Source organism: Microbacterium oxydans (assembly GCF_000956525.1).
Lineage (GTDB): Bacteria > Actinomycetota > Actinomycetes > Actinomycetales > Microbacteriaceae > Microbacterium > Microbacterium oxydans_A.
In genome coordinates, this window is record NZ_JYIW01000026.1 from 702,313 (window position 1) to 720,209 (window position 17,897).

Genomic DNA, 17,897 nt, shown 5'->3' on the forward strand with positions numbered 1-17,897 from the left:
TCATCGAGGCTTTTCTGCTTTTCAGGCAGAGGCTCCCCCGCGCTTCTCCCTGTGACGCCGCCGCATGCTGCCAGGGCACGCCTGACGTATCCTGAGTGCGTGACCGCCTCCCCCAGCGCCGACGCCGTTTCCCCAGTCCATGACGCCGACCTGACGCTCGCCCTCCGCCTCGCGGATGCCGCCGACGCGCAGTCGTTCCCGCGCTTCGACGCGGCCGATCTCGTCATCTCGACCAAGGCCGACAACTCGCACGTGACGGACGCCGATCTCGCCACCGAGCGTGCCATCCGCGAGATCCTCGCGGTCGAGCGCCCGGATGACGGCATCTTCGGTGAGGAGTTCGGCGCCGAGGGCGACACGCACCGGCAGTGGATCATCGACCCGATCGACGGCACCGCGAACTTCCTCCGCGGAGTCCCCCTGTGGGGCACCATGATCGCCCTCGCGATCGATGGCGTGCCGCAGGTCGGCGTGGTCAGCATGCCCGCGTTGGGACGCCGCTGGTGGGCATCCTCGGGCGCCGGCGCCTGGACGAACACGCAGACCGAACCGCGCCGACTGCAGACCTCGGCAGTCTCCTCACTGGACGACGCCAGCGTCAGCTTCCAGAGCATCGGACAGTGGACCGCCTCCGGTCACCGCGACCAGCTGCTCGCCCTCGCCGACCGGGTCTGGCGCGACCGTGCATACGGCGATGTCTACGCGTACATGCTGCTCGCCGAAGGGCGGGTCGACATGGTCGCCGAGTTCGACGTCAAGGAGTACGACATCGCTGCAGCAGTGGCGATCGTGCGCGAGGCCGGCGGCCGGATGACCTCGTTCGACGGCGTCGAGACGATCTCGGCGCGCTCGACACTCGCAACCAACGGCATCCTCCACGATGCATTCCTGACGCTCCTGCACGAGTGAACCGACCCAGAGGCCAACGATGAGAAGCCGCACCACGTCAGCAGCAGCCGGAGCCCTGCTCCTGCTGGCCGCCCTGACCGCGTGCTCGGCCCCTGCCGCCCCCGAGGAGGCGACGTCGCCGTCGACGTCGCCGCGTTCCGAACCGAGCGCGGCGCCGGCAAGCACGCCGACACCGGCCGCGACAGACGCCCCGATCTCCTGCGAGTCGATGATCTCGGCTGGCACGGTGCAGGCGCTCACGGATGCCGGCTGGACCGCCGAACCCACCGCGTTCGTGATCGGTGACGTCGAACTGACGGAGGGTCTGCTGTGCTTCTGGGGGGACTACTCGGTCGGCTCCGACCACGGACAGCTCTACGGCTGGTCGGAGATCAGCCCAGAGGACGCCACGAAGGCGCAGTCGTCGCTGCTCGCCTCCGGGTGGACCCGAGAGGACGGCCCCGAGGGGACGTACTTCACTGAGGACCCCCGGTTCTCGATGGGCACCGACGATGACGGGTACGGCATGACCTACCTCTTCGACGACGGCTGGGTGAAACTCGCAGACACCAAGCAGAGCCTCCTACTCATCGGATGGAACGGCTGAAGCTCACCGCTCGCGCTGAGCGCGCATCCGCCCGATCGGTACGACACTCGGCTTCCCGGTGATCGGATCCGGAACCACGATGCACGGCAACCCGAACACCTCCTCGACGAGTTCGGCCGTGACGATCTCGCTCGGGCTCCCCTCGGCGACCACGGCTCCGTCCTTCATCGCGATCAGGTGCGTGGCATAGCGGGCCGCGTGGTTCAGGTCGTGCAGCACGGCGACCAGCGTGCTTCCCGCCTCGTGCAGGTCGGTGAACAGCTCGAGCAGCTCGATCTGGTGCGCGATGTCGAGGAACGTCGTCGGTTCGTCGAGCAGCAGCAGCGGCGTCTGCTGCGCAAGGACCATGGCGACCCAGACGCGCTGCCGCTGCCCGCCGGAGAGCTCGTCGACCAGACGCCCAGCGAGCGCAGTGACCCCGGTGGCGGCCATCGCCTCGTCGACAGCGACCTCATCGGCATCCGACCATGGCCGCAGCATCGTCTGGTGGGGGTAGCGGCCACGGGCCACGAGGTCGGCGACACGGATGCCGTCGGGCGCCAGCGAACTCTGCGGGAGCAGTCCGACGCGGCGGGCGACCTCCTTGGCGCGGTAGTCGTGGATGTCCTTGCCATCCAGCAGCACGTGGCCCTTCTCCGGATCGATGAGCCTCGACAGCGCACGCAGCAGCGTGGACTTGCCGCACGCGTTCGGACCGACGATGACCGTGAACGATCGGTCGGGGATGTCGACCGACAGGTCGGCGGAGATGATCCTGCGGTCGTAGCCGATGGTCACGTCTGCGGCGCGGAGACGTGCGGTGTGCGATTCGGTCATCGACGGAATCCTTCCCTGATGAGCAGCCAGGCGAAGTAGCCACCGCCGAGCACGACGGTGACGAGCCCGACGGTGATGTCGATCCGCTGACCGATGAAGTCCGCTGACACCAGGAGCAGCGCGCCCATGATGCCGGCGCTGACCAGATCGAGGCCAGGTGAACGGACGAGTCGGCGCGCCACCTGCGGTGCGACGAGTGCGACGAACGCGATCGGCCCTGCGGCGGCCGTGACGATGGCGGTGAGCGCCACCCCGAGCACGGTCATCGTGAGACGCGTGCGCTCGACGCCGACGCCCAGCGCTTTGGCGGCGTCATCACCGAGCTCCAACTGCGCGAACCCGCGCCGCGTGATCGCGATGAACGGCAGAATCGCCGCGAGCACCAGCACGAACGGCAGCAACTGCTCGTACCCCAGGGCCGAGAACGAACCGAAGCCCCAGGCGACCGCAGCTCTCGCCTCCTGGATACCGGTGCTGATGAGCAGGTAACTGTTGATCCCGACGAGGAAGGCGGAGACGCCGATTCCGACGATGATGAACCGGAAGCCCTGGATGCCGCGGCGATAGGCCAGGAGGTACACGAGGAGCGCGGTGATCACGCCGCCGAGGACCGCGCCGGTGGCGATCACGGCGTACGAGACGCTGCCGAGCACGAGCATCACGATCAGCGCCCCGGTGTACGATCCCGCGTCGAAGCCGATGACGTCGGGGCTGCCGAGCGGATTCCTCGTGAGCGACTGGAAGATCGCGCCGCTGATCCCGAGTGCGAGCCCGCCGAGCACGGCGAACAGCACCCGCGGCAGGCGCCACTCCACCACGAGCTTCCTGATGGTGTCCTCTCCTCCGCCCGAGAGCGCTGACAGCACCTCGGATGCGTCGAGCTGGTACGTGCCGATCGTGAGCGCTGCGACACCGACGGCGAGGAGCAGCGCGACCAGGACGAACCTGATCACGAGCGTGCGCAGTTCCACACGCCAGATGCCGCCGCCGACGCGGAGCGAGAGCATCCGCGGCGCGTCGTCAGGGATCACGGCGCTCACAGCCCGCTCACCCGCTTCCGACGCGCGAGCAGGATCAGCACCGGAGCCCCGATGACCGCGGTCACGATGCTCACCTGCAGCTCACCGGACGGGAGGACCACTCGACCGATGACGTCGGACAGCAGGAGCATGCTCGGCGCGACGATGGCCGAGTACAGGATGATCCAGCGCTGATCCGGCCCGGTGAACCACCGGACCGCGTGCGGCACCATGAGACCGATGAACGCGATCGGGCCGGCAAGCGCGGTCGCACCGCCTGCCAGGATCGTCACGCCGATGATCGCGATCACCCGTGTGCGGACGAGGCCGGCGCCCAGCGTGCGTCCGAGGTCATCGCCCAGCGCGATCGCGTTCAGCGGACGCGCGATCAGGAACGAGGTCACCAGGCCGATCGCGATGAACGGCGCGATGATCACGACCGCACTGTCGTCCCTCCCGCCGAGGCTGCCGAGTCCCCAGAAGCGAAGCGTGCTGAACACCTCGAGGTTCTTCAGCATCACGATCGAGGTGATGCCGCTGAGCACCGCGCCGATCGCGACACCGGCGAGCGTCATGCGCCCAGCCGACGGGCCACTGCGCCCCGCAGCGCCGATGAGGTAGACGACGAGTGTCACCAGGAGCGCGCCGATCAATGCGAACCAGACGTACGCGTTCGGTCCGCGCACGCCGAGGAGTCCGACGCCGATGGTCACTGCGAAGGTCGCGCCGGCATTCACCCCGAGGATGCCGGGATCCGCGAGCGGGTTCCGCGTGAACGCCTGGATCAGCGCGCCGCACACGCCGAGTGCCGGACCGACCACCAGACCGACGACTGTGCGAGGAAGTCTCGAATCACGGACGATCGCCTGCGCGTCGGATCCGTCGAAGTCGAAGAGGGCCGCGATGACCGTCGCGGGGGCAAGTGCCTTTGCCCCGACCATCAGACTCAGCAGCACGGCGACGCCCAGCACCACCAGGGCGATGACCAGGCCCCCAGTGCGCGCGGCCGCGCCGCGAGACGTCACAGGACGCTCCGCGGTGCGGCTCACCAGCATCGACACCGATCAGTTCGCGGCAGGAACCGCGCTCGCGAGGGCGTCGGCGAGGTCATCGATGGTCGAAGGGATGCTCAGCACGCTCGGCGCGGTCGTCGCCCACGCCAGGCGCTGGTCTACGAAGAAGTAGTACGAGCCGGCGGCGATCGGCGCCCAGCGTGCGACCAGCGGATCCTCGATCGTGTGGGTCACGTCGGCCGGCGTGTTCGCCCAGCCGACATGGAACTGCGACTCGATGTCGCCGAGCTCCTCGAGGCTGACGTTCGCGTAGAACTCCTTCGTCGTCCCCTCGAGCGCGGCGATATCAGGCGATCCAGTGAAGCCGAGCTCTTCCAGCAGCGGGACGCGCGGGTCCCGGGGCAGGTACAGGCCGAGCGAGGTCTCCCCCTCGCCGAGGAACCAGCCGTAGCTGAAGACGATGTCCTGGAACTCGGGGTGGGCTGCGGCGGCAGCGGCGACGGCGGCATCCGCGTCGTCCAGCAATTGCTGCGCCTCGTCCTTCTTGTCGAGCACGGAACCGACGGTGAGGGTGAGCTGCTCCCGATCAGAAGCCCACGTCGACTCGGCGAACGCGACCGTCGGCGCGATCTCCGTCAGGCGCTTGTAGTCCGTCTCGGTGATGCCGGAGTGGTTCGCGAGGATCACGTCTGGCGCGAGGGCCAGGATCTGCTCGAAGTCGTACTCGCCGGCATCCGTGAACTGGATGATCTCGGGGAGCTCGCCACCGAGCTCCTCGACCTTGTCGGCGAACCAGGGCAGGTACGTGTCCACGTTGCCCCAGCTGAAGTCCTCGACGCCGACCGGCACCTCACCGAGCGCCGCCACGACGTCCTGCGAGTACCAGCCGAGCGTCACGATGCGCTGCGGCTTCTCGTTGATCGTGGTCTCACCGTAGACGTGCTCGACGCTGACGGGGTAGCCGTCGGAGGATGCCGCGGAGCCGGGGCCGCTCCCTTCGGCGTCGGTGGGGGCGCACGCCGAGAGCATGGAGGCGGCGACGGTGAGCGCTGTGAGCACGACGAGCGCGCGCTGGGCGCGCCTGACAGGGCGGGACATGGGACTCCTCGGGTGGAATGCACGGGTGACGAGGCACCAACATAGTAAAGGCTTACCTAATCCGCTATCGTTCCGAGTGGACATGAATCCGCCTCGACCACGTCCTGGATGTCCGTTCAGTTCGATCGAACCCGAAGATCGGCCTTGCGAAACGAGAACCTGTGCCTGGAGCGACATCCGAGAAATTCGAAGCGCATCACGAGAGAGTCGCACCGGACCAGTACTTCGAGCCGCATGTGCACGCGGCCGACCAGCTGGCACTGATTCCCGGCGGCGCTCGAGTTCGGGTCGGCGACTCCCGATGGCATCTGCACGGCGACCATTTCGCGTGGGTGCCGGCTCTGGTCGAGCACGAGATGCAGATGGTGGGTGCAGAAGACATGTTCAGCCTCTACCTCGAACAGAGCATCCGACTCCCCCAGCAGCGGTGGGGTCGCCCACTCGTGCTCCCTGCCGACCCCGTCGGCATCGCGATCGTGCAGAGCCTCTGCGCCCGCCAGTTCCACCACGCGCGGTTGGATGCCTCGCTGGCGCTGCTGCTCGAGATCCTGTCATCGACCGAGGAGAGCTACGACGCCCTCGCCGTGCCTGCAGATCCACGCGCGCGACAGGTGGCAGAGGCGATCCTCCATGACCCGCAGGAACAGCGTGACCTCGCGGACTGGTCCGCCGCGCTCGGGGTCAGCAGCAAGACGCTCCACCGCGCGTTCCTCGCCGATACGGGCCTCTCGTTCACGCAGTGGCGGACTCGCGCACGCGTGTATGCGGCAGAGCGGCTGCTGGTGGATGGGACCTCCGTGCAGGAGACCGCCGAGATCATCGGCTACGGCACGACGACCGGGTTCATCAAGGCGTTCCGGCAGGTGTTCGGCTCCACCCCTGCGGTGTACATCCGCGCGAAGCGTCGTGCCCGCACCGGCATGCCGGCCAGGCGCAGTCCGGCTTGATCGCGCGCCGCGGCGTTGTCGGAGGCCCATGCCAGGCTGCATGCATGTCCTCCTTCGCACTGCGGCTCTGGCACGACGACGATCTCCCCCTGCTGTACCGCGCGAACACGCCCGAGATGACCGCGCACCTGAACGGACCCGAGACCGAGGAATTGCTGCTCGACAGGCACGAACGCTATCTCCGTCTGGTCGCGACGCGTGAAGCTCGAATGTTCGTGATCGAGTCCGACGGGCAGCCGCTCGGCTCCATCGGGCACTGGAAGACGCGTTGGCGCGATGAGGACGCACTCGAGACCGGTTGGTTCGTGCTGCCGGAGGCCCAGCGGCAGGGCGTCGCCGGTCGGGGCCTCGGGCTGCTGATCGCTGATGCGCGCGCGCACGCTGACGGCAGGAGGCACCTCGTCGCGTTCCCGGAGACGACGAACCCGCCGTCGAACGCGCTCTGTCGGAGCGCCGGCTTCCGGCTGGCCGGCACGATGACCGCGGCCTTCCGTGGGGCCGGTCTCACGATGAACGAGTGGGTGCTCGATCTTGACGAGAACCCGTCCCGCGCTGGTCGACCCCGGGTATGACAAAGGCCTCGGACCCGCTGTTCCCAGCGGCCCGAGGCCTTCGTTCTCGCGACAGCAGCTTGGTGGAGCTGGGGGGAATCGAACCCCCGTCCAACGCTGAAAATCCACGCCTTCTCCGGGCGCAGTCTGTGAAGACGTTCTGCTCGGCTCCGACCTTTGTCACAGACACCTAAGTCGACAAGCCCAGCCTGGGAAGAGTCCCGCGTGACGTCCAGACGCCGTCACACAGCAAGATTCCTAAATGACGCCAGGGTCCGTGACGGAATCACACACGGTCTGACGGACTATCGGGCTCGCTTATGCAGCGAGGGCGAAGTCGTTGCGCTTGGTTTCGGCAACTATTTTTTTGCAGAGAGCGTTTACGAGATAACTCTGCATCCTCGGCCCGCTTCTCGTGGATGTACAGACGCTGTCGAAACCGATCAGCCCCGTATTCCTTCTTCGAAGGAGCCGCTGTCGCACTGTTGAATTGTCACTTCCTGGGATTCGGGAACCCCAGCATCACAGGATACAACGGATGCCGCGGCCACGCCATTCCCGAAGGCCGCTGGCGTAGAGTCGGCGCATGAGCGAAGTGACTGTCACCGTCCGCGGCGAGCACGAGGCGAGGGTCGCCCCTGAACGGGCCACGATCAGCGTGAGCATCCGCACCGAGGGGCCGGAGCGCGCCGCTGTGGTCGACGCGGTGATGCGGCTGACCGAACCGGTGCGCACGAGCATCACGGAGCGATCGGATGCCGGCACGGTCGTCGACTGGAGCAGCAAGCGGCTGTCGGTGCGCGCCGAGCGCCCCTGGAACGCGGACGGCAAGCGGCTCGCGCCGGTGTACTACGCCAGCGTCGACCTCACAGCGACCTTCACCGAGGCCTCTGAACTGTCGGTCTGGGTGTCCGATGTCTCCGCCTGGGATGGCGTGGAGGTGGGCTGGGTCGACTGGCACCTCACTCCCGAGACTCGCGCTCGCGTCGAGAGCGAGGTCGCCGCCGCTGCCGTCGGCGTCGCGGTCGCCCGCGCCACCGCCTATGCGAACGCCCTTGGTCTCGCCGAGGTCACGCCGCAGGAGATCGCCGATGTCGGACTCATCTCCAGCGGCCAGCCGAGCCCTGCGGCTCCCATGATGCTGAAGGCTCGCGGCGCGGCGTTCGCCGCTGACTCCGCGCCGGCGATGGACTACGAACCTGAGGAGATCGTCGTCGCGGCGACGGTGGAAGCCCGGTTCATCGCGCGCTGAGTCAGCGCGCGTCCGTGATCATCGCGTGTACGGCGCGAGCTCGGCTGCCAGACGCTCCGAGACCCTGGCGTGCACGGCCGTGCCGTCCTCCTGGTGCTCGACGGCCAGCAGCATGCCGGTCTCATGGATCGCTGCGACGAGATCGCCGCGGTCATACGGCACCACCGCGTTCACCTCGACGGCGGGCTTCGGCAGCGCCTCCTCGATCGCAGCGCGCAACTCCGGCACACCCTCGCCCGACCGCGACGAGACGAAGTGCGCATTCGGCTGGAGTCCGCGAAGCACGAGACGCTCGTCGTCGGGGATCAGGTCGGCCTTGTTGAAGACCACGATCTCCGGCAGGTCGCGCACACCCACATCGCCCATCACATCGCGGACCGTCTGCAGCTGACCCGCGGGGTCCGGGTGCGAGCCGTCGACGACGTGCAGCACGACGTCTGCCTCGCCGACCTCTTCGAGCGTCGAGCGGAAGGCTTCCACCAGCTGCGGCGGCAGGTTGCGCACGAAACCGACCGTGTCGGTGATCGTGTAGACGCGACCGTCAGCGGTCTCGGAACGACGGACCGTCGCATCGAGCGTCGCGAACAGTGCGTTCTCGACCAGGACGCCGGCGCTCGTCAGCGCGTTGAGCAAGCTGGACTTCCCGGCGTTCGTGTACCCCGCGATCGCCACGGAGGGGATCGTGTTGCGACGACGCTCGGCGCGCTTCGCCTCGCGCGCGGGCCCGAAATCACGGATCTGCCGACGTAGCAGCGCCATCTTCGTGCGGATGCGGCGGCGATCGAGCTCGATCTTCGTCTCACCAGGACCACGCGACCCCATACCGGCGCCGCCGGCGCCGACCTGGCCACCCGCCTGCCGGCTCATGGAATCACCCCAGCCGCGCAGGCGCGGGAGCAGGTACTCGAGCTGCGCGAGCTCGACCTGAGCCTTGCCCTCGCGGCTCTTCGCATGCTGGCTGAAGATGTCGAGGATGACAGTCGTACGGTCGATGACCTTGACCTTGACGACGTCTTCCAGGGCGCGACGTTGGCTCGGAGCGAGCTCCGTGTCGGCGATCACGGTGTCGGCGCCGACAGCGGCGACGATGTCCTTGAGCTCCTGCGCCTTGCCGCGCCCGAGGTACGTTGCGGCGTCCGGGTGCGGTCGGCGCTGCAGCACGCCATCGAGCACGACGGCTCCTGCGGTCTCGGCGAGGGCGGCGAGTTCGCGGAGCGAGTTCTCGGCATCCTCCTGCGCGCCCTGCGGGTACACGCCGACGAGCACGACGTTCTCGAGGCGCAGCTGTCGATACTCGACCTCGGTGACGTCTTCGAGTTCGGTCGACAGACCGCCGACTCTCCGAAGTGCGTGCCGGTCCTCCAGGTCCCACTGGTTGCCGTCCGAGGAGGTGTGCGCCGCGGTCGAGCTGTCTTGCAGCGCCTGTGCTGCACCGAAGACTCGAGCCTCTGTGCGCGTCTCCGCATTCGCGAGTACGCGATCGAGTGCCTCATCGCCGGTGTGGGGTGTACTGGTGTCCGTCATCCGTCCCTTGTCTCTGCCTTCTGTTACGAGCCTTAACCTTATCCCCCGGTGTCCGGTACGCTCACCGTATGGGGTCTGACCACTACTTCACTGCGACCCCGGCAAGTTCCGAGAACCTGCGCGCGATCCGTGTGACGCTCGCGGGCCGCGAGCTGGACCTCACCACCGCTGGTGGCGTCTTCAGCCCGGATCGCCTGGATGCCGGTACTGCAGTGCTTCTCGCCAACACGCCTCCGGTACCGCCGGGAGGTCACCTTCTCGACCTCGGCAGCGGGTGGGGACCGATCTCGCTCTCGATGGCGCTCGCGTCGCCGCATGCCACCGTGTGGGCCGTGGACGTGAACGAGCGGGCGCTCGATCTCGTGCGCCGCAATGCCGCATCGCTCGGCCTCACCAATGTCAACGCTTCGCTGCCCGATGATGTTCCCGCCGACGTCACCTTCCGGACGATCCGCTCGAACCCGCCGATCAGAGTGGGCAAGAACGAGTTGCACGGACTGCTCGAACGCTGGATCCCCCGGCTCGACGAACGCAGTGAGGCGTGGCTCGTGGTGCAGCGCAACCTCGGCGCCGATTCGCTGCAGCGATGGATCGGGTCGACGTTCCACCCCGGGTTCAGCGTCTTCCGCACCGCCACCGGCAAGGGCTATCGCGTGCTGAAGGTGCGCAAGCACGGCACGCCGCCGACCGAACCCATCTCGATCGCCTGATCGGCACCGTCTCCGCGCCGGCTGCTCCGCAGCCCGGCGGGGCAGGTCGGGAGGAGTTCAGATCAGGTCGACTTCACCCTGGAACACGAGCTGCGCCGGCCCCGACAGAGCGACATGCTCGCCGTCTTCCGCCGGGAACATCCGAACTCCGAGCGTGCCGCCGGGGACCTCGACGCGCCAGTGGTCGGGGGCCTGCGCGCCGGCCCAGTACCGGACGGCCAGAGCGGTGGCTGCGACGCCGGTGCCGCAGCTGAGCGTCTCACCGACGCCCCGCTCGGAGACGCGCATGCGCACGTGACCGATCCCGTCACGGACGAGCGGGTCACCGGGGACGACGAATTCGACGTTCGCGCCCGCGGGGAGCGCGGGGTCGAGTTCGGGTGCTCGATGCAGTTCGAGCGACGCCAGCTCGACGTCGGATGCGAGGGCGACCACGACATGCGGGTTGCCCACGTCGATGCCGAGCCCCGGACGCGCGACGGGCAGGCCGTCGGTGGTCACGAGCGGGTCGGTGCCGGTGAGCCGCCAGCGACCGAGATCGACCTGGTAACCGGACTGACTGCTGGTCACATCCCGCACGCCTGCGCGAGTGCCGATCGGCAGGGTCGAGCCGGGTTCGATGGTCGCGAGCCCGGATCGCACCAGGTAGTGCACGAACACGCGGATGCCGTTGCCGCACATCTCGGCGATGGACCCGTCGGCGTTCCGGTAGTCCATGAACCACTCGGCCGCAGGCTCCTCAGCAAGGCTCGCAGCCCCCTCATGGATCGCTGTCGAGCGCACGACACGCAGCACACCGTCGGCGCCGATCCCGAAGTGCCGATCGCACAGAGCGGCCACCTGCTCGGCCGTGAGGTCGAGCTCACCGTCAGGGTCCGCGATGATGACGAAATCGTTGCCGGTGCCATGACCTTTGGTGAATGCGACCATGCCCTCAGTCTAGGGAACAGGATCAGGCGTCGACGACGAGACGCTTGCCCGTCTGTGACACCGAGAAACGTTCGTAGACGAGCGCATCGTAGAAACCGAGCACCGCTTCATTGCCTTCCCGCACCATGAGTTGCACCTTCGGGCAGCCCATCCGGGCGAGCAGCGCTTCCGCAGCCTCCACAAGGCTCCGGGCCACGCCGAGACCGCGATGCGACTTCGCCGTGGCGAGATAGTAGAGCCAGCCGCGATGACCGTCGTAGCCGGCCATCACGGATCCGACCACGGTATCCGTGTCTTCATCGTCGGATGCCGGGGCGACGGCGACGAGGAAGGACTCCGGTTGCACGGCCTTCTTGCGCTCGATGTCGAGGCGCGGATCGTTCCATGGACGCGTGAGTCCGGCTTCTTCCCACAGCGCCACGACTGCCTCGGTATCGACTTCGTCGAACGCCCGGATGCTCCATTTCATGAACGATCCTCCTTCTCCAACCTTCGAGTGTAGGATCTGTTGCTCAGTCCTTCTGCAGGCGGTACCGCCCGCAGAGGAAGTTGCGATTGCGAGCAACGTCGAGCAACTCGAGATCCAGCACTCGCGGCAGCAGCGGCTGACCGGTACCGAGCGTCACCGGGGCGTACTGCACCCAGACCTCATCGAGCAGGTCGGCGTCCGCGAACTGCCCGACCAGGTCTCCTCCGCCGACGATCCAGATGTCCTTCGCACCCGCTGCCGTCGTCATCTCGCGGTGCGCGGATGCCACGTCGCCCTGAACGAACCGGACGTCTGCGCCCTCGGGAATCGGCAGCTCTCGATGGGTGAACACCCAGATCGGCTGCGAGTACGGCCAGGCGCTCCCCGCCTCGTTTCGCAGCACCCACTCGAAGGTCGAGGCTCCCATCGCCAGCGCCCCGATACCTGCTTCGAAACCGCCGTAGGACATCGGGCCCTCCTGGTCGATGTCTTGCTTGAGCAGCCAGTCCAGCGAGTGATCGGTCGTCGCGATGAATCCGTCGAGGCTCGATGCCGTGTAATAGTGCGTGGTCATGCCGCCAGAATGCCATCGACCACCGACATCGAGGTCAATCCGCCAGCAGCGAGCGGGCGTCGACCGGCGGCTGATGCCAGGTGAGGCCGCGGTACCGCTTGAACCAGGAGACCTGCCTGCGCGCGTAGCGCCTGGTGAGGGCCTGCGTCTCTGCGATGGCCTCCGATTCGCGGAGTCTGCCCTCGATCTGCCCGAGGGCCTGCGCGTAGCCGATCGCCTTCCGCGCCGTCACGCCGGCATCGAGCCCCTTGACGCGCAGGTCATCGACCTCGTGCACGAGCCCGTCTCGCCACATCCGCTCGACGCGTGCATCCAACCGCTCGACCAACAGGGCACGTTCCACGTGCACACCGATCAGTCGGGTGCGGGGATGCCAGAGCACGGGTTCTTCAGGGAGCGCAGCGCCATGCGTGCCGCTCCCCTGTTGCAAGACCTCGAGAGCACGGATCACCCGACGGTCGTTCTTCGGGTCGATGCGCGCCGCGGTCTCGGGGTCGAGCTCGCGGAGTCTGGCGAGGAGCGCATCGATACCGTGGGATACGAGCTCCGCTTCGAGCCGAGCTCGCAGCGCCGGGTCACGAGGCGGAAACTGGAAGTCATAGACGACGCTCGACACGTAGAGCCCGGAGCCACCGACGAGGATCGCGTCGCCGCCGCGAGCATGGATATCGGAGACGGCAGCTCGCGCGAGCGGCTGGTACCAAGCGACCGCGGCCTCTTCCGTGACGTCTCTGACGTCGAACAGGTGGTGCGGGATGCCTCGACGTTCATCCAGCGGCAGCTTCGCGGTTCCGATATCCATTCCACGGTAGAGCTGCATCGCATCCGCGTTGACGATCTCCGCCGGGTTGCCTCGCGCCCGAAGCTCCTCAGCCAGATCGAGCGCGAGGTCGCTCTTCCCTGTGCCGGTCGCCCCGACGATCGCCCACAGCTGTGGCAGCGTGCCGGCCTCCGATGCGGAGATGTCGCTCACACGCCGACGCGCAGCGTCGGGAGCCCGAGCGAGACTGTCCGCTTCGCCTCGCCGTCAGCAGGAGCGGGCACAGCGCACGATTCGGACTGCGCGCGGTCCCAGGCGTCGCCACCGCGGGTTCGACGGATACGCAGCGGGTTGCCGCTGGGGTCGTCGGCGAGCAGGTGGAACGGCGCTGCGTGCGTGATCGTGACGGTCACGACGTCGCCCGGACGCGGCAGGTCCGACCCAGGAGTGACTTCGAAGTGCACCAGGCGGTTGTCCTCCGCGCGACCCGTCAGACGGTGGGTCTCCGCATCCTTCTTGCCTTCACCCGTGGAGACGAGCACCTCGACCTCGCGGCCGATCTGCTTGTGGCTCTCTTCGAGCGAAATGCGCTCCTGCAGGGCGATCAGGCGGTTGTAGCGCTCCTGCACGACGGCCTTGGGGATCTGATCCTCCATGGTCGCCGCGGGTGTGCCCTCTCGGATCGAGTACTGGAACGTGAACGCACTCGAGAACCTCGCCTGCTCGACGACGCGCATCGTGTCTTCGAAGTCCTCGTCGGTCTCACCGGGGAACCCGACGATGATGTCGGTCGTGATGGCCGCGTGCGGCATGCGTTCGCGGACGCGATCGAGGATGCCGAGGAACCGCTCGCTCCGGTAGGAGCGGCGCATCGCCTTGAGGATGCGGTCGCTGCCGGACTGCAACGGCATGTGCAGCTGCGGCATCACGTTCGATGTCTCGGCCATCGCATCGATCACGTCGTCGGTGAACGCGGCCGGGTGCGGGCTCGTGAAGCGCACGCGCTCGAGACCGTCGATCTCGCCGGTGGCGCGGAGCAGCTTGCCGAATGCCTGACGGTCGCCGAACTCGACGCCGTAGGAGTTCACGTTCTGTCCCAGCAACGTGACCTCGATGGCCCCATCTTCGACCAGCAGCCGGATCTCGTTGAGGATGTCGCCGGGACGACGATCCTTCTCCTTGCCACGCAGGCTGGGGACGATGCAGAACGTGCAGGTGTTGTTGCAGCCGACCGAGATCGAGACCCAGCCGCTGTGCGCGGCGTCGCGCTTGGTCGGGAGCGTCGAGGGGAACACCTCGAGCGACTCGAGGATCTCGAGCTCCGCCTCGCCGTTGTGGCGCGCTCGCTCGAGCAGCCCGGGCAGCGACCCCATGTTGTGCGTGCCGAACACGACATCGACCCACGGCGCCTTGTCGAGAACCGCCTGCTTGTCCATCTGTGCGAGGCAGCCGCCGACGGCGATCTGCATGCCGTCCTTGCGCCGCTTCACACCGGCGAGCTGACCGAGTGTGCCGTAGAGCTTGTCTGACGCGTTGTCACGAACGGCACAGGTGTTGATGATGACCACGTCGGCCTCATCGCCGGGCGTCGCACGGACATACCCCGCGCTCTCGAGGGAGCCGGAGAGACGCTCGGAGTCGTGCACGTTCATCTGGCACCCGAAGGTGCGCACTTCATAGGACCTGTGTCGTCCGTCGACGTCGACGGACGCGGACGACGCCGTGATGATCGTCGGTTCGCTGCGAGGGATAGTCATGATCGTCCCATTCTACGAGCGCTTTCCAGGCCTGCTCTCGGGGCTCGCGCCGCACCGTGCTTCATGCTCCAGTCCTGTTCAGGACGCAAGCCAGATCAGACCACGTCGACGCGGATCAGTCGGAGTCGACGAACCTGACACCCGTCGGCCGACCGCCGCCGAACGTCACCTCTGCCAGCGCGGTCTTCGCAGCGGTCATCGCGACGGACCCGCCGTAGCCACGTCGCGCCAGCTGTCCCATGAGCCGCCGCAGCGCTGTATCCCCATCGAGGCGACTGAGTGAGCGGGCCTTGGTCCGCGCGAAGTCGAGGGCGCGCTCGGCATCATCGTCGGGGAGCTCATCGAGCGCCGCGTCGGCCACGTCGCGCGGGATGCCGCGCTGCGCCAGCGCGCGGGAGAGGGCCACACGACCCTGCCCCTTCCGCTGCGTCCCCGACTCGACGAGCTGATTCGCGAGCATCACATCGTCGAGGTAACCCCGGCGACAGAAGTCGTCGATCACGTCGTCGATCTGCCCCGCGTCGAGGTGGTGCCCTCGCAGCACCTGCCGTGCCTCGGAGATCGAGAGCGACCGGGTGCGGAGCTTGCGGACGAGACTCTCGGAACCGGCCTCGCGCACTTTCTCGGGATCGGGGACATCGTTCTCGCTGTCGGACGTATCGGCGTCCTGAGGAACTACACGGAGCTTCGGAGCCGGAGCTCCTGCTCCCCCACGTGCGGGATGCCGCTCGCTCGGCGTGCCGCTGGGCTCAGAGTCCACGGTGCGCGGCAGCGTTTCGGATCGCTTCGCGATCTGAGTCCACGTCGTGGGCGCATCCGTGATCGGAGGCAGCGCCTCAGGCGTCTCATCTGCCGCGAGCGACGGTGCCTCTACGGCCGCGAGCGACTCGGATCCCTTCGGCCCCTTCCGGGCGCCGCCGAACAACGGGATGACGGGGGCGAGTCGCTCGTCGGACGAATTCGACCCGCCCCCGCTGGTGTCAGTCATGATCAGGCCGGGCGACGCTCGGCGAGCTCGTCGGCCGCCGCCGGCGCAGCAGGCGCCTGCGGACCGATGCCGAGCTTCTGCTTGATCTGCGTCTCGATCGCCAGCGCGACGTCTGCGTTGTTCAGCAGGAAGTTCCGGGCGTTCTCCTTGCCCTGGCCCAGCTGGTCTCCGTCGTACGTGTACCAGGAGCCGGACTTCTTCACGATCGCGTGCTCGACACCGAAATCGATCAGGCTGCCTTCACGCGAGATGCCGATGCCGTACAGGATGTCGAACTCCGCCTGCTTGAAGGGCGGTGCCATCTTGTTCTTGACGACCTTGACGCGCGTGCGGTTACCCACAGCGTCGGTTCCGTCCTTCAGAGTCTCGATGCGACGGATGTCGAGTCGCACGGAGGCGTAGAACTTCAGCGCCTTACCGCCGGCGGTGGTCTCGGGCGAACCGAAGAACACGCCGATCTTCTCGCGCAGCTGGTTGATGAAGATCATCGTGGTGTTGGTCTGGTTCAGCCCACCGGTGAGCTTTCGCAGTGCCTGCGACATGAGTCGTGCCTGCAGACCGACGTGGGAGTCACCCATCTCACCCTCGATCTCGGCGCGCGGCACGAGTGCGGCCACCGAGTCGATCACGATGAGGTCGATGGCACCGGAGCGCACGAGCATGTCGGCGATCTCGAGCGCCTGCTCACCCGTATCGGGCTGCGACACGAGGAGTGCATCGATGTCGACGCCGAGCTTCGCCGCGTAGTCAGGATCGAGTGCGTGCTCCGCATCGATGAAGGCGGCGATGCCGCCGGCACGCTGTGCGTTCGCGATCGCGTGCAGCGTGAGGGTCGTCTTACCGGAGGACTCCGGGCCGTAGATCTCGACGATGCGGCCTCGCGGCAGGCCTCCGACGCCGAGAGCGACGTCGAGGGCGATGGAACCGGTGGGGATCACGGCGACAGGAGCACGCTCGTCGCTGCCGAGACGCATGACCGAGCCCTTACCGAACTGTCGGTCGATCTGGGCGAGTGCTGTCTCGAGGGACTTCTCGCGGTCGGCGGGTGATGGCATGGTGTTGCTCCTTCTGCTCGCGTGATGCCGCCTGTAGGCTGCCGCGGCACTCCCGAGTGGGAGCAACTCTCCGGCAAGGCGTATGGCTCATCGGCCATGTCTTCACCGTACGAGGGGCCACCGACATCGCGTCGTGCTGTCCTTCAAACGGTGGAGAACATGTACTCCGAACCACTTGTGCAGAAGACTACGCCCGATTCGAACAGATATTCGACGACACGCCGTCATCGGCGTGTCGTCATCCGGATGTCTCGAACGTCGTGCCGACGAGCTCAGCGCTTGCGCGGCTCGAGTCGACCAGCGCCGTGACGGCGCGATTCCGGGACATCCATCTCATCGCACAGAGCGAACCAGATCTGTCGCGGCGGCGTGCCGTCGGCAAGCGCCTCGGCCGCTGTGCGACCTGCGAGCGGCGAGAGCACGAGGTCATTCACCAGGGCAGGAGCACGACCGTCGAACTCTGCTTCAACGGCTCGGAGGAACTCGCTTCGACGCATTCGAGAGCTCGAGGCGGGTTCAGCGGAGCGAGAGCTCGGGCTCGACGGAGGCCACGAGGTCGTCGGGAACGACGTCCGGGAAGACCTGGATGCCCTCGAGGACGGAGATGCGATCCCCGACTTCACGCATGATCGTCGAGATGGGGACGTCGAGGGCGTCAGCGACGGAAGCGAGGATTTCGCTCGACGCTTCCTTCTGACCGCGCTCGACCTCGCTGAGGTAACCAAGAGCGACAGACGCCTTGCTTGCGACCTGCCGGAGGGTGCGCCCCTTCTGCAGGCGGAAGTCCCTCAGCACATCGCCGATTTCCTGTCGTACAAGAATCATCGGAACCTCCTCCCAGTTACCACTGCCGGGATATCCCCCAGCGAGATCGCCAGTCTAGTCCTCCTGGCATGCACAGAATCTACCGTTTCACTCTGTGGTTTGAATGTGAACACG

19 protein-coding genes, 1 other RNA gene and 1 pseudogene are annotated in these 17,897 nt (G+C 67.2%); 6 read left to right on the plus strand and 15 right to left on the minus strand.

Features of this window, described 5'->3' with window-relative positions:
• Window positions 1-99: 99 nt before the first annotated feature.
• Window positions 100-909, plus strand: coding sequence for an inositol monophosphatase family protein (locus RS83_RS16030; RefSeq protein ID WP_045280463.1), 810 nt, complete (start codon window positions 100-102; stop codon window positions 907-909).
• 19 nt (window positions 910-928) lie between these two features.
• On the plus strand, window positions 929-1,495 hold the full coding sequence (locus tag RS83_RS16035) for a hypothetical protein (protein WP_045280464.1): 567 nt from the start codon (window positions 929-931) through the stop codon (window positions 1,493-1,495).
• Window positions 1,496-1,498: 3 nt separating this feature from the next.
• Here RS83_RS16035 and RS83_RS16040 read toward each other — a convergent pair whose 3' ends face one another.
• Genes RS83_RS16040 through RS83_RS16055 form a run of 4 tightly spaced genes read right to left on the minus strand, consistent with a single transcriptional unit; the run spans window position 1,499 to window position 5,441 of the window.
• Window positions 1,499-2,311 (minus strand): ABC transporter ATP-binding protein, encoded by an 813-nt coding sequence (locus RS83_RS16040; protein WP_045280465.1) that lies wholly within the window; start codon window positions 2,309-2,311, stop codon window positions 1,499-1,501.
• Entirely contained in the window at window positions 2,308-3,351 is a 1,044-nt protein-coding gene (locus tag RS83_RS16045; protein ID WP_231587795.1) for a FecCD family ABC transporter permease, read from the minus strand. Before RS83_RS16045 ends, RS83_RS16040 begins: the two co-directional genes overlap by 4 nt.
• A complete protein-coding gene (locus tag RS83_RS16050; RefSeq protein WP_231587796.1) occupies window positions 3,348-4,355 on the minus strand; it encodes an iron chelate uptake ABC transporter family permease subunit in 1,008 nt (335 codons plus the stop codon). The genes RS83_RS16045 and RS83_RS16050 overlap by 4 nt, the downstream gene beginning before the upstream one ends.
• 39 nt (window positions 4,356-4,394) lie before the next feature.
• Window positions 4,395-5,441 carry an ABC transporter substrate-binding protein gene (locus tag RS83_RS16055; RefSeq protein ID WP_045280466.1) on the minus strand — a complete coding sequence of 349 codons (1,047 nt, stop codon included), beginning with the start codon at window positions 5,439-5,441 and terminating at the stop codon, window positions 4,395-4,397.
• 161 nt (window positions 5,442-5,602) lie between these two features.
• Between RS83_RS16055 and RS83_RS16060 the strand changes: the two genes are divergently transcribed.
• Window positions 5,603-6,388 (plus strand): AraC family transcriptional regulator, encoded by a 786-nt coding sequence (locus RS83_RS16060; RefSeq protein ID WP_052679148.1) that lies wholly within the window; start codon window positions 5,603-5,605, stop codon window positions 6,386-6,388.
• Between the two features lie 44 nt (window positions 6,389-6,432).
• Window positions 6,433-6,960: a GNAT family N-acetyltransferase gene (locus tag RS83_RS16065; protein ID WP_045280467.1), complete on the plus strand. Its 528-nt coding sequence runs from the start codon at window positions 6,433-6,435 to the stop codon at window positions 6,958-6,960.
• Window positions 6,961-7,020: 60 nt separating this feature from the next.
• On the opposite strand, the gene ssrA is transcribed toward RS83_RS16065, so the two are convergent.
• Window positions 7,021-7,390, minus strand: a transfer-messenger RNA (tmRNA) gene (ssrA, locus tag RS83_RS18620).
• Window positions 7,391-7,525: 135 nt separating this feature from the next.
• On the opposite strand from ssrA, the gene RS83_RS16070 reads away from it, so the two are divergent.
• Complete coding sequence (locus tag RS83_RS16070; protein ID WP_045280468.1) at window positions 7,526-8,191, plus strand: SIMPL domain-containing protein; 666 nt, start codon at window positions 7,526-7,528, stop codon at window positions 8,189-8,191.
• An 18-nt stretch (window positions 8,192-8,209) separates the two neighbouring features.
• Here RS83_RS16070 and hflX read toward each other — a convergent pair whose 3' ends face one another.
• Complete coding sequence (hflX, locus tag RS83_RS16075) at window positions 8,210-9,715, minus strand: GTPase HflX (RefSeq protein WP_045280469.1); 1,506 nt, start codon at window positions 9,713-9,715, stop codon at window positions 8,210-8,212.
• Between the two features lie 68 nt (window positions 9,716-9,783).
• Between hflX and RS83_RS16080 the strand changes: the two genes are divergently transcribed.
• Window positions 9,784-10,425, plus strand: a complete 642-nt coding sequence (locus RS83_RS16080) for a class I SAM-dependent methyltransferase (protein WP_045280470.1) — start codon at window positions 9,784-9,786, stop codon at window positions 10,423-10,425.
• 57 nt (window positions 10,426-10,482) lie between these two features.
• On the opposite strand, the gene dapF is transcribed toward RS83_RS16080, so the two are convergent.
• From dapF to RS83_RS16125, 9 genes and pseudogenes are all read right to left on the minus strand, one after another.
• On the minus strand, window positions 10,483-11,355 hold the full coding sequence (dapF, locus tag RS83_RS16085) for a diaminopimelate epimerase (protein WP_045280471.1): 873 nt from the start codon (window positions 11,353-11,355) through the stop codon (window positions 10,483-10,485).
• Window positions 11,356-11,377: 22 nt separating this feature from the next.
• The gene (locus tag RS83_RS16090; protein ID WP_045280472.1) at window positions 11,378-11,824 is read right to left on the minus strand and encodes a GNAT family acetyltransferase; all 447 of its coding nucleotides are present in this window, start codon (window positions 11,822-11,824) and stop codon (window positions 11,378-11,380) included.
• A 43-nt stretch (window positions 11,825-11,867) separates the two neighbouring features.
• Window positions 11,868-12,398, minus strand: coding sequence for a dihydrofolate reductase family protein (locus tag RS83_RS16095; protein ID WP_045280473.1), 531 nt, complete (start codon window positions 12,396-12,398; stop codon window positions 11,868-11,870).
• A gap of 34 nt (window positions 12,399-12,432) precedes the next feature.
• Window positions 12,433-13,371, minus strand: coding sequence for a tRNA (adenosine(37)-N6)-dimethylallyltransferase MiaA (gene miaA / locus RS83_RS16100; RefSeq protein ID WP_230113592.1), 939 nt, complete (start codon window positions 13,369-13,371; stop codon window positions 12,433-12,435).
• Complete coding sequence (gene miaB / locus RS83_RS16105) at window positions 13,368-14,915, minus strand: tRNA (N6-isopentenyl adenosine(37)-C2)-methylthiotransferase MiaB (RefSeq protein ID WP_045280474.1); 1,548 nt, start codon at window positions 14,913-14,915, stop codon at window positions 13,368-13,370. The genes miaA and miaB overlap by 4 nt, the downstream gene beginning before the upstream one ends.
• A 115-nt stretch (window positions 14,916-15,030) precedes the next feature.
• The gene (locus RS83_RS16110; RefSeq protein ID WP_045280475.1) at window positions 15,031-15,903 is read right to left on the minus strand and encodes a regulatory protein RecX; all 873 of its coding nucleotides are present in this window, start codon (window positions 15,901-15,903) and stop codon (window positions 15,031-15,033) included.
• A gap of 2 nt (window positions 15,904-15,905) precedes the next feature.
• Window positions 15,906-16,958 (minus strand): recombinase RecA, encoded by a 1,053-nt coding sequence (recA, locus tag RS83_RS16115; RefSeq protein ID WP_045280476.1) that lies wholly within the window; start codon window positions 16,956-16,958, stop codon window positions 15,906-15,908.
• Window positions 16,959-17,335: 377 nt separating this feature from the next.
• Window positions 17,336-17,455, minus strand: a pseudogene (locus RS83_RS19270) (DUF3046 domain-containing protein); the annotation flags it as partial.
• A gap of 19 nt (window positions 17,456-17,474) precedes the next feature.
• On the minus strand, window positions 17,475-17,783 hold the full coding sequence (locus RS83_RS16125; RefSeq protein WP_045280478.1) for a helix-turn-helix domain-containing protein: 309 nt from the start codon (window positions 17,781-17,783) through the stop codon (window positions 17,475-17,477).
• Window positions 17,784-17,897: the final 114 nt, after the last annotated feature.

What these genes read in the sequence shown, in the direction of transcription:
- RS83_RS16035 (WP_045280464.1), top strand. Translation starts at nt 929, where the DNA reads ATGAGAAGCCGCACCACGTCAGCAGCAGCCGGAGCCCTGCTCCTGCTG.
- RS83_RS16040 (WP_045280465.1), bottom strand. Translation starts at nt 2,311, where the DNA reads ATGACCGAATCGCACACCGCACGTCTCCGCGCCGCAGACGTGACCATC.
- RS83_RS16055 (WP_045280466.1), bottom strand. Translation starts at nt 5,441, where the DNA reads ATGTCCCGCCCTGTCAGGCGCGCCCAGCGCGCGCTCGTCGTGCTCACA.
- RS83_RS16065 (WP_045280467.1), top strand. Translation starts at nt 6,433, where the DNA reads ATGTCCTCCTTCGCACTGCGGCTCTGGCACGACGACGATCTCCCCCTG.
- RS83_RS16070 (WP_045280468.1), top strand. Translation starts at nt 7,526, where the DNA reads ATGAGCGAAGTGACTGTCACCGTCCGCGGCGAGCACGAGGCGAGGGTC.
- hflX (WP_045280469.1), bottom strand. Translation starts at nt 9,715, where the DNA reads ATGACGGACACCAGTACACCCCACACCGGCGATGAGGCACTCGATCGC.
- RS83_RS16080 (WP_045280470.1), top strand. Translation starts at nt 9,784, where the DNA reads ATGGGGTCTGACCACTACTTCACTGCGACCCCGGCAAGTTCCGAGAAC.
- dapF (WP_045280471.1), bottom strand. Translation starts at nt 11,355, where the DNA reads ATGGTCGCATTCACCAAAGGTCATGGCACCGGCAACGATTTCGTCATC.
- RS83_RS16090 (WP_045280472.1), bottom strand. Translation starts at nt 11,824, where the DNA reads ATGAAATGGAGCATCCGGGCGTTCGACGAAGTCGATACCGAGGCAGTC.
- RS83_RS16095 (WP_045280473.1), bottom strand. Translation starts at nt 12,398, where the DNA reads ATGACCACGCACTATTACACGGCATCGAGCCTCGACGGATTCATCGCG.
- miaB (WP_045280474.1), bottom strand. Translation starts at nt 14,915, where the DNA reads ATGACTATCCCTCGCAGCGAACCGACGATCATCACGGCGTCGTCCGCG.
- RS83_RS16110 (WP_045280475.1), bottom strand. Translation starts at nt 15,903, where the DNA reads ATGACTGACACCAGCGGGGGCGGGTCGAATTCGTCCGACGAGCGACTC.
- recA (WP_045280476.1), bottom strand. Translation starts at nt 16,958, where the DNA reads ATGCCATCACCCGCCGACCGCGAGAAGTCCCTCGAGACAGCACTCGCC.
- RS83_RS16125 (WP_045280478.1), bottom strand. Translation starts at nt 17,783, where the DNA reads ATGATTCTTGTACGACAGGAAATCGGCGATGTGCTGAGGGACTTCCGC.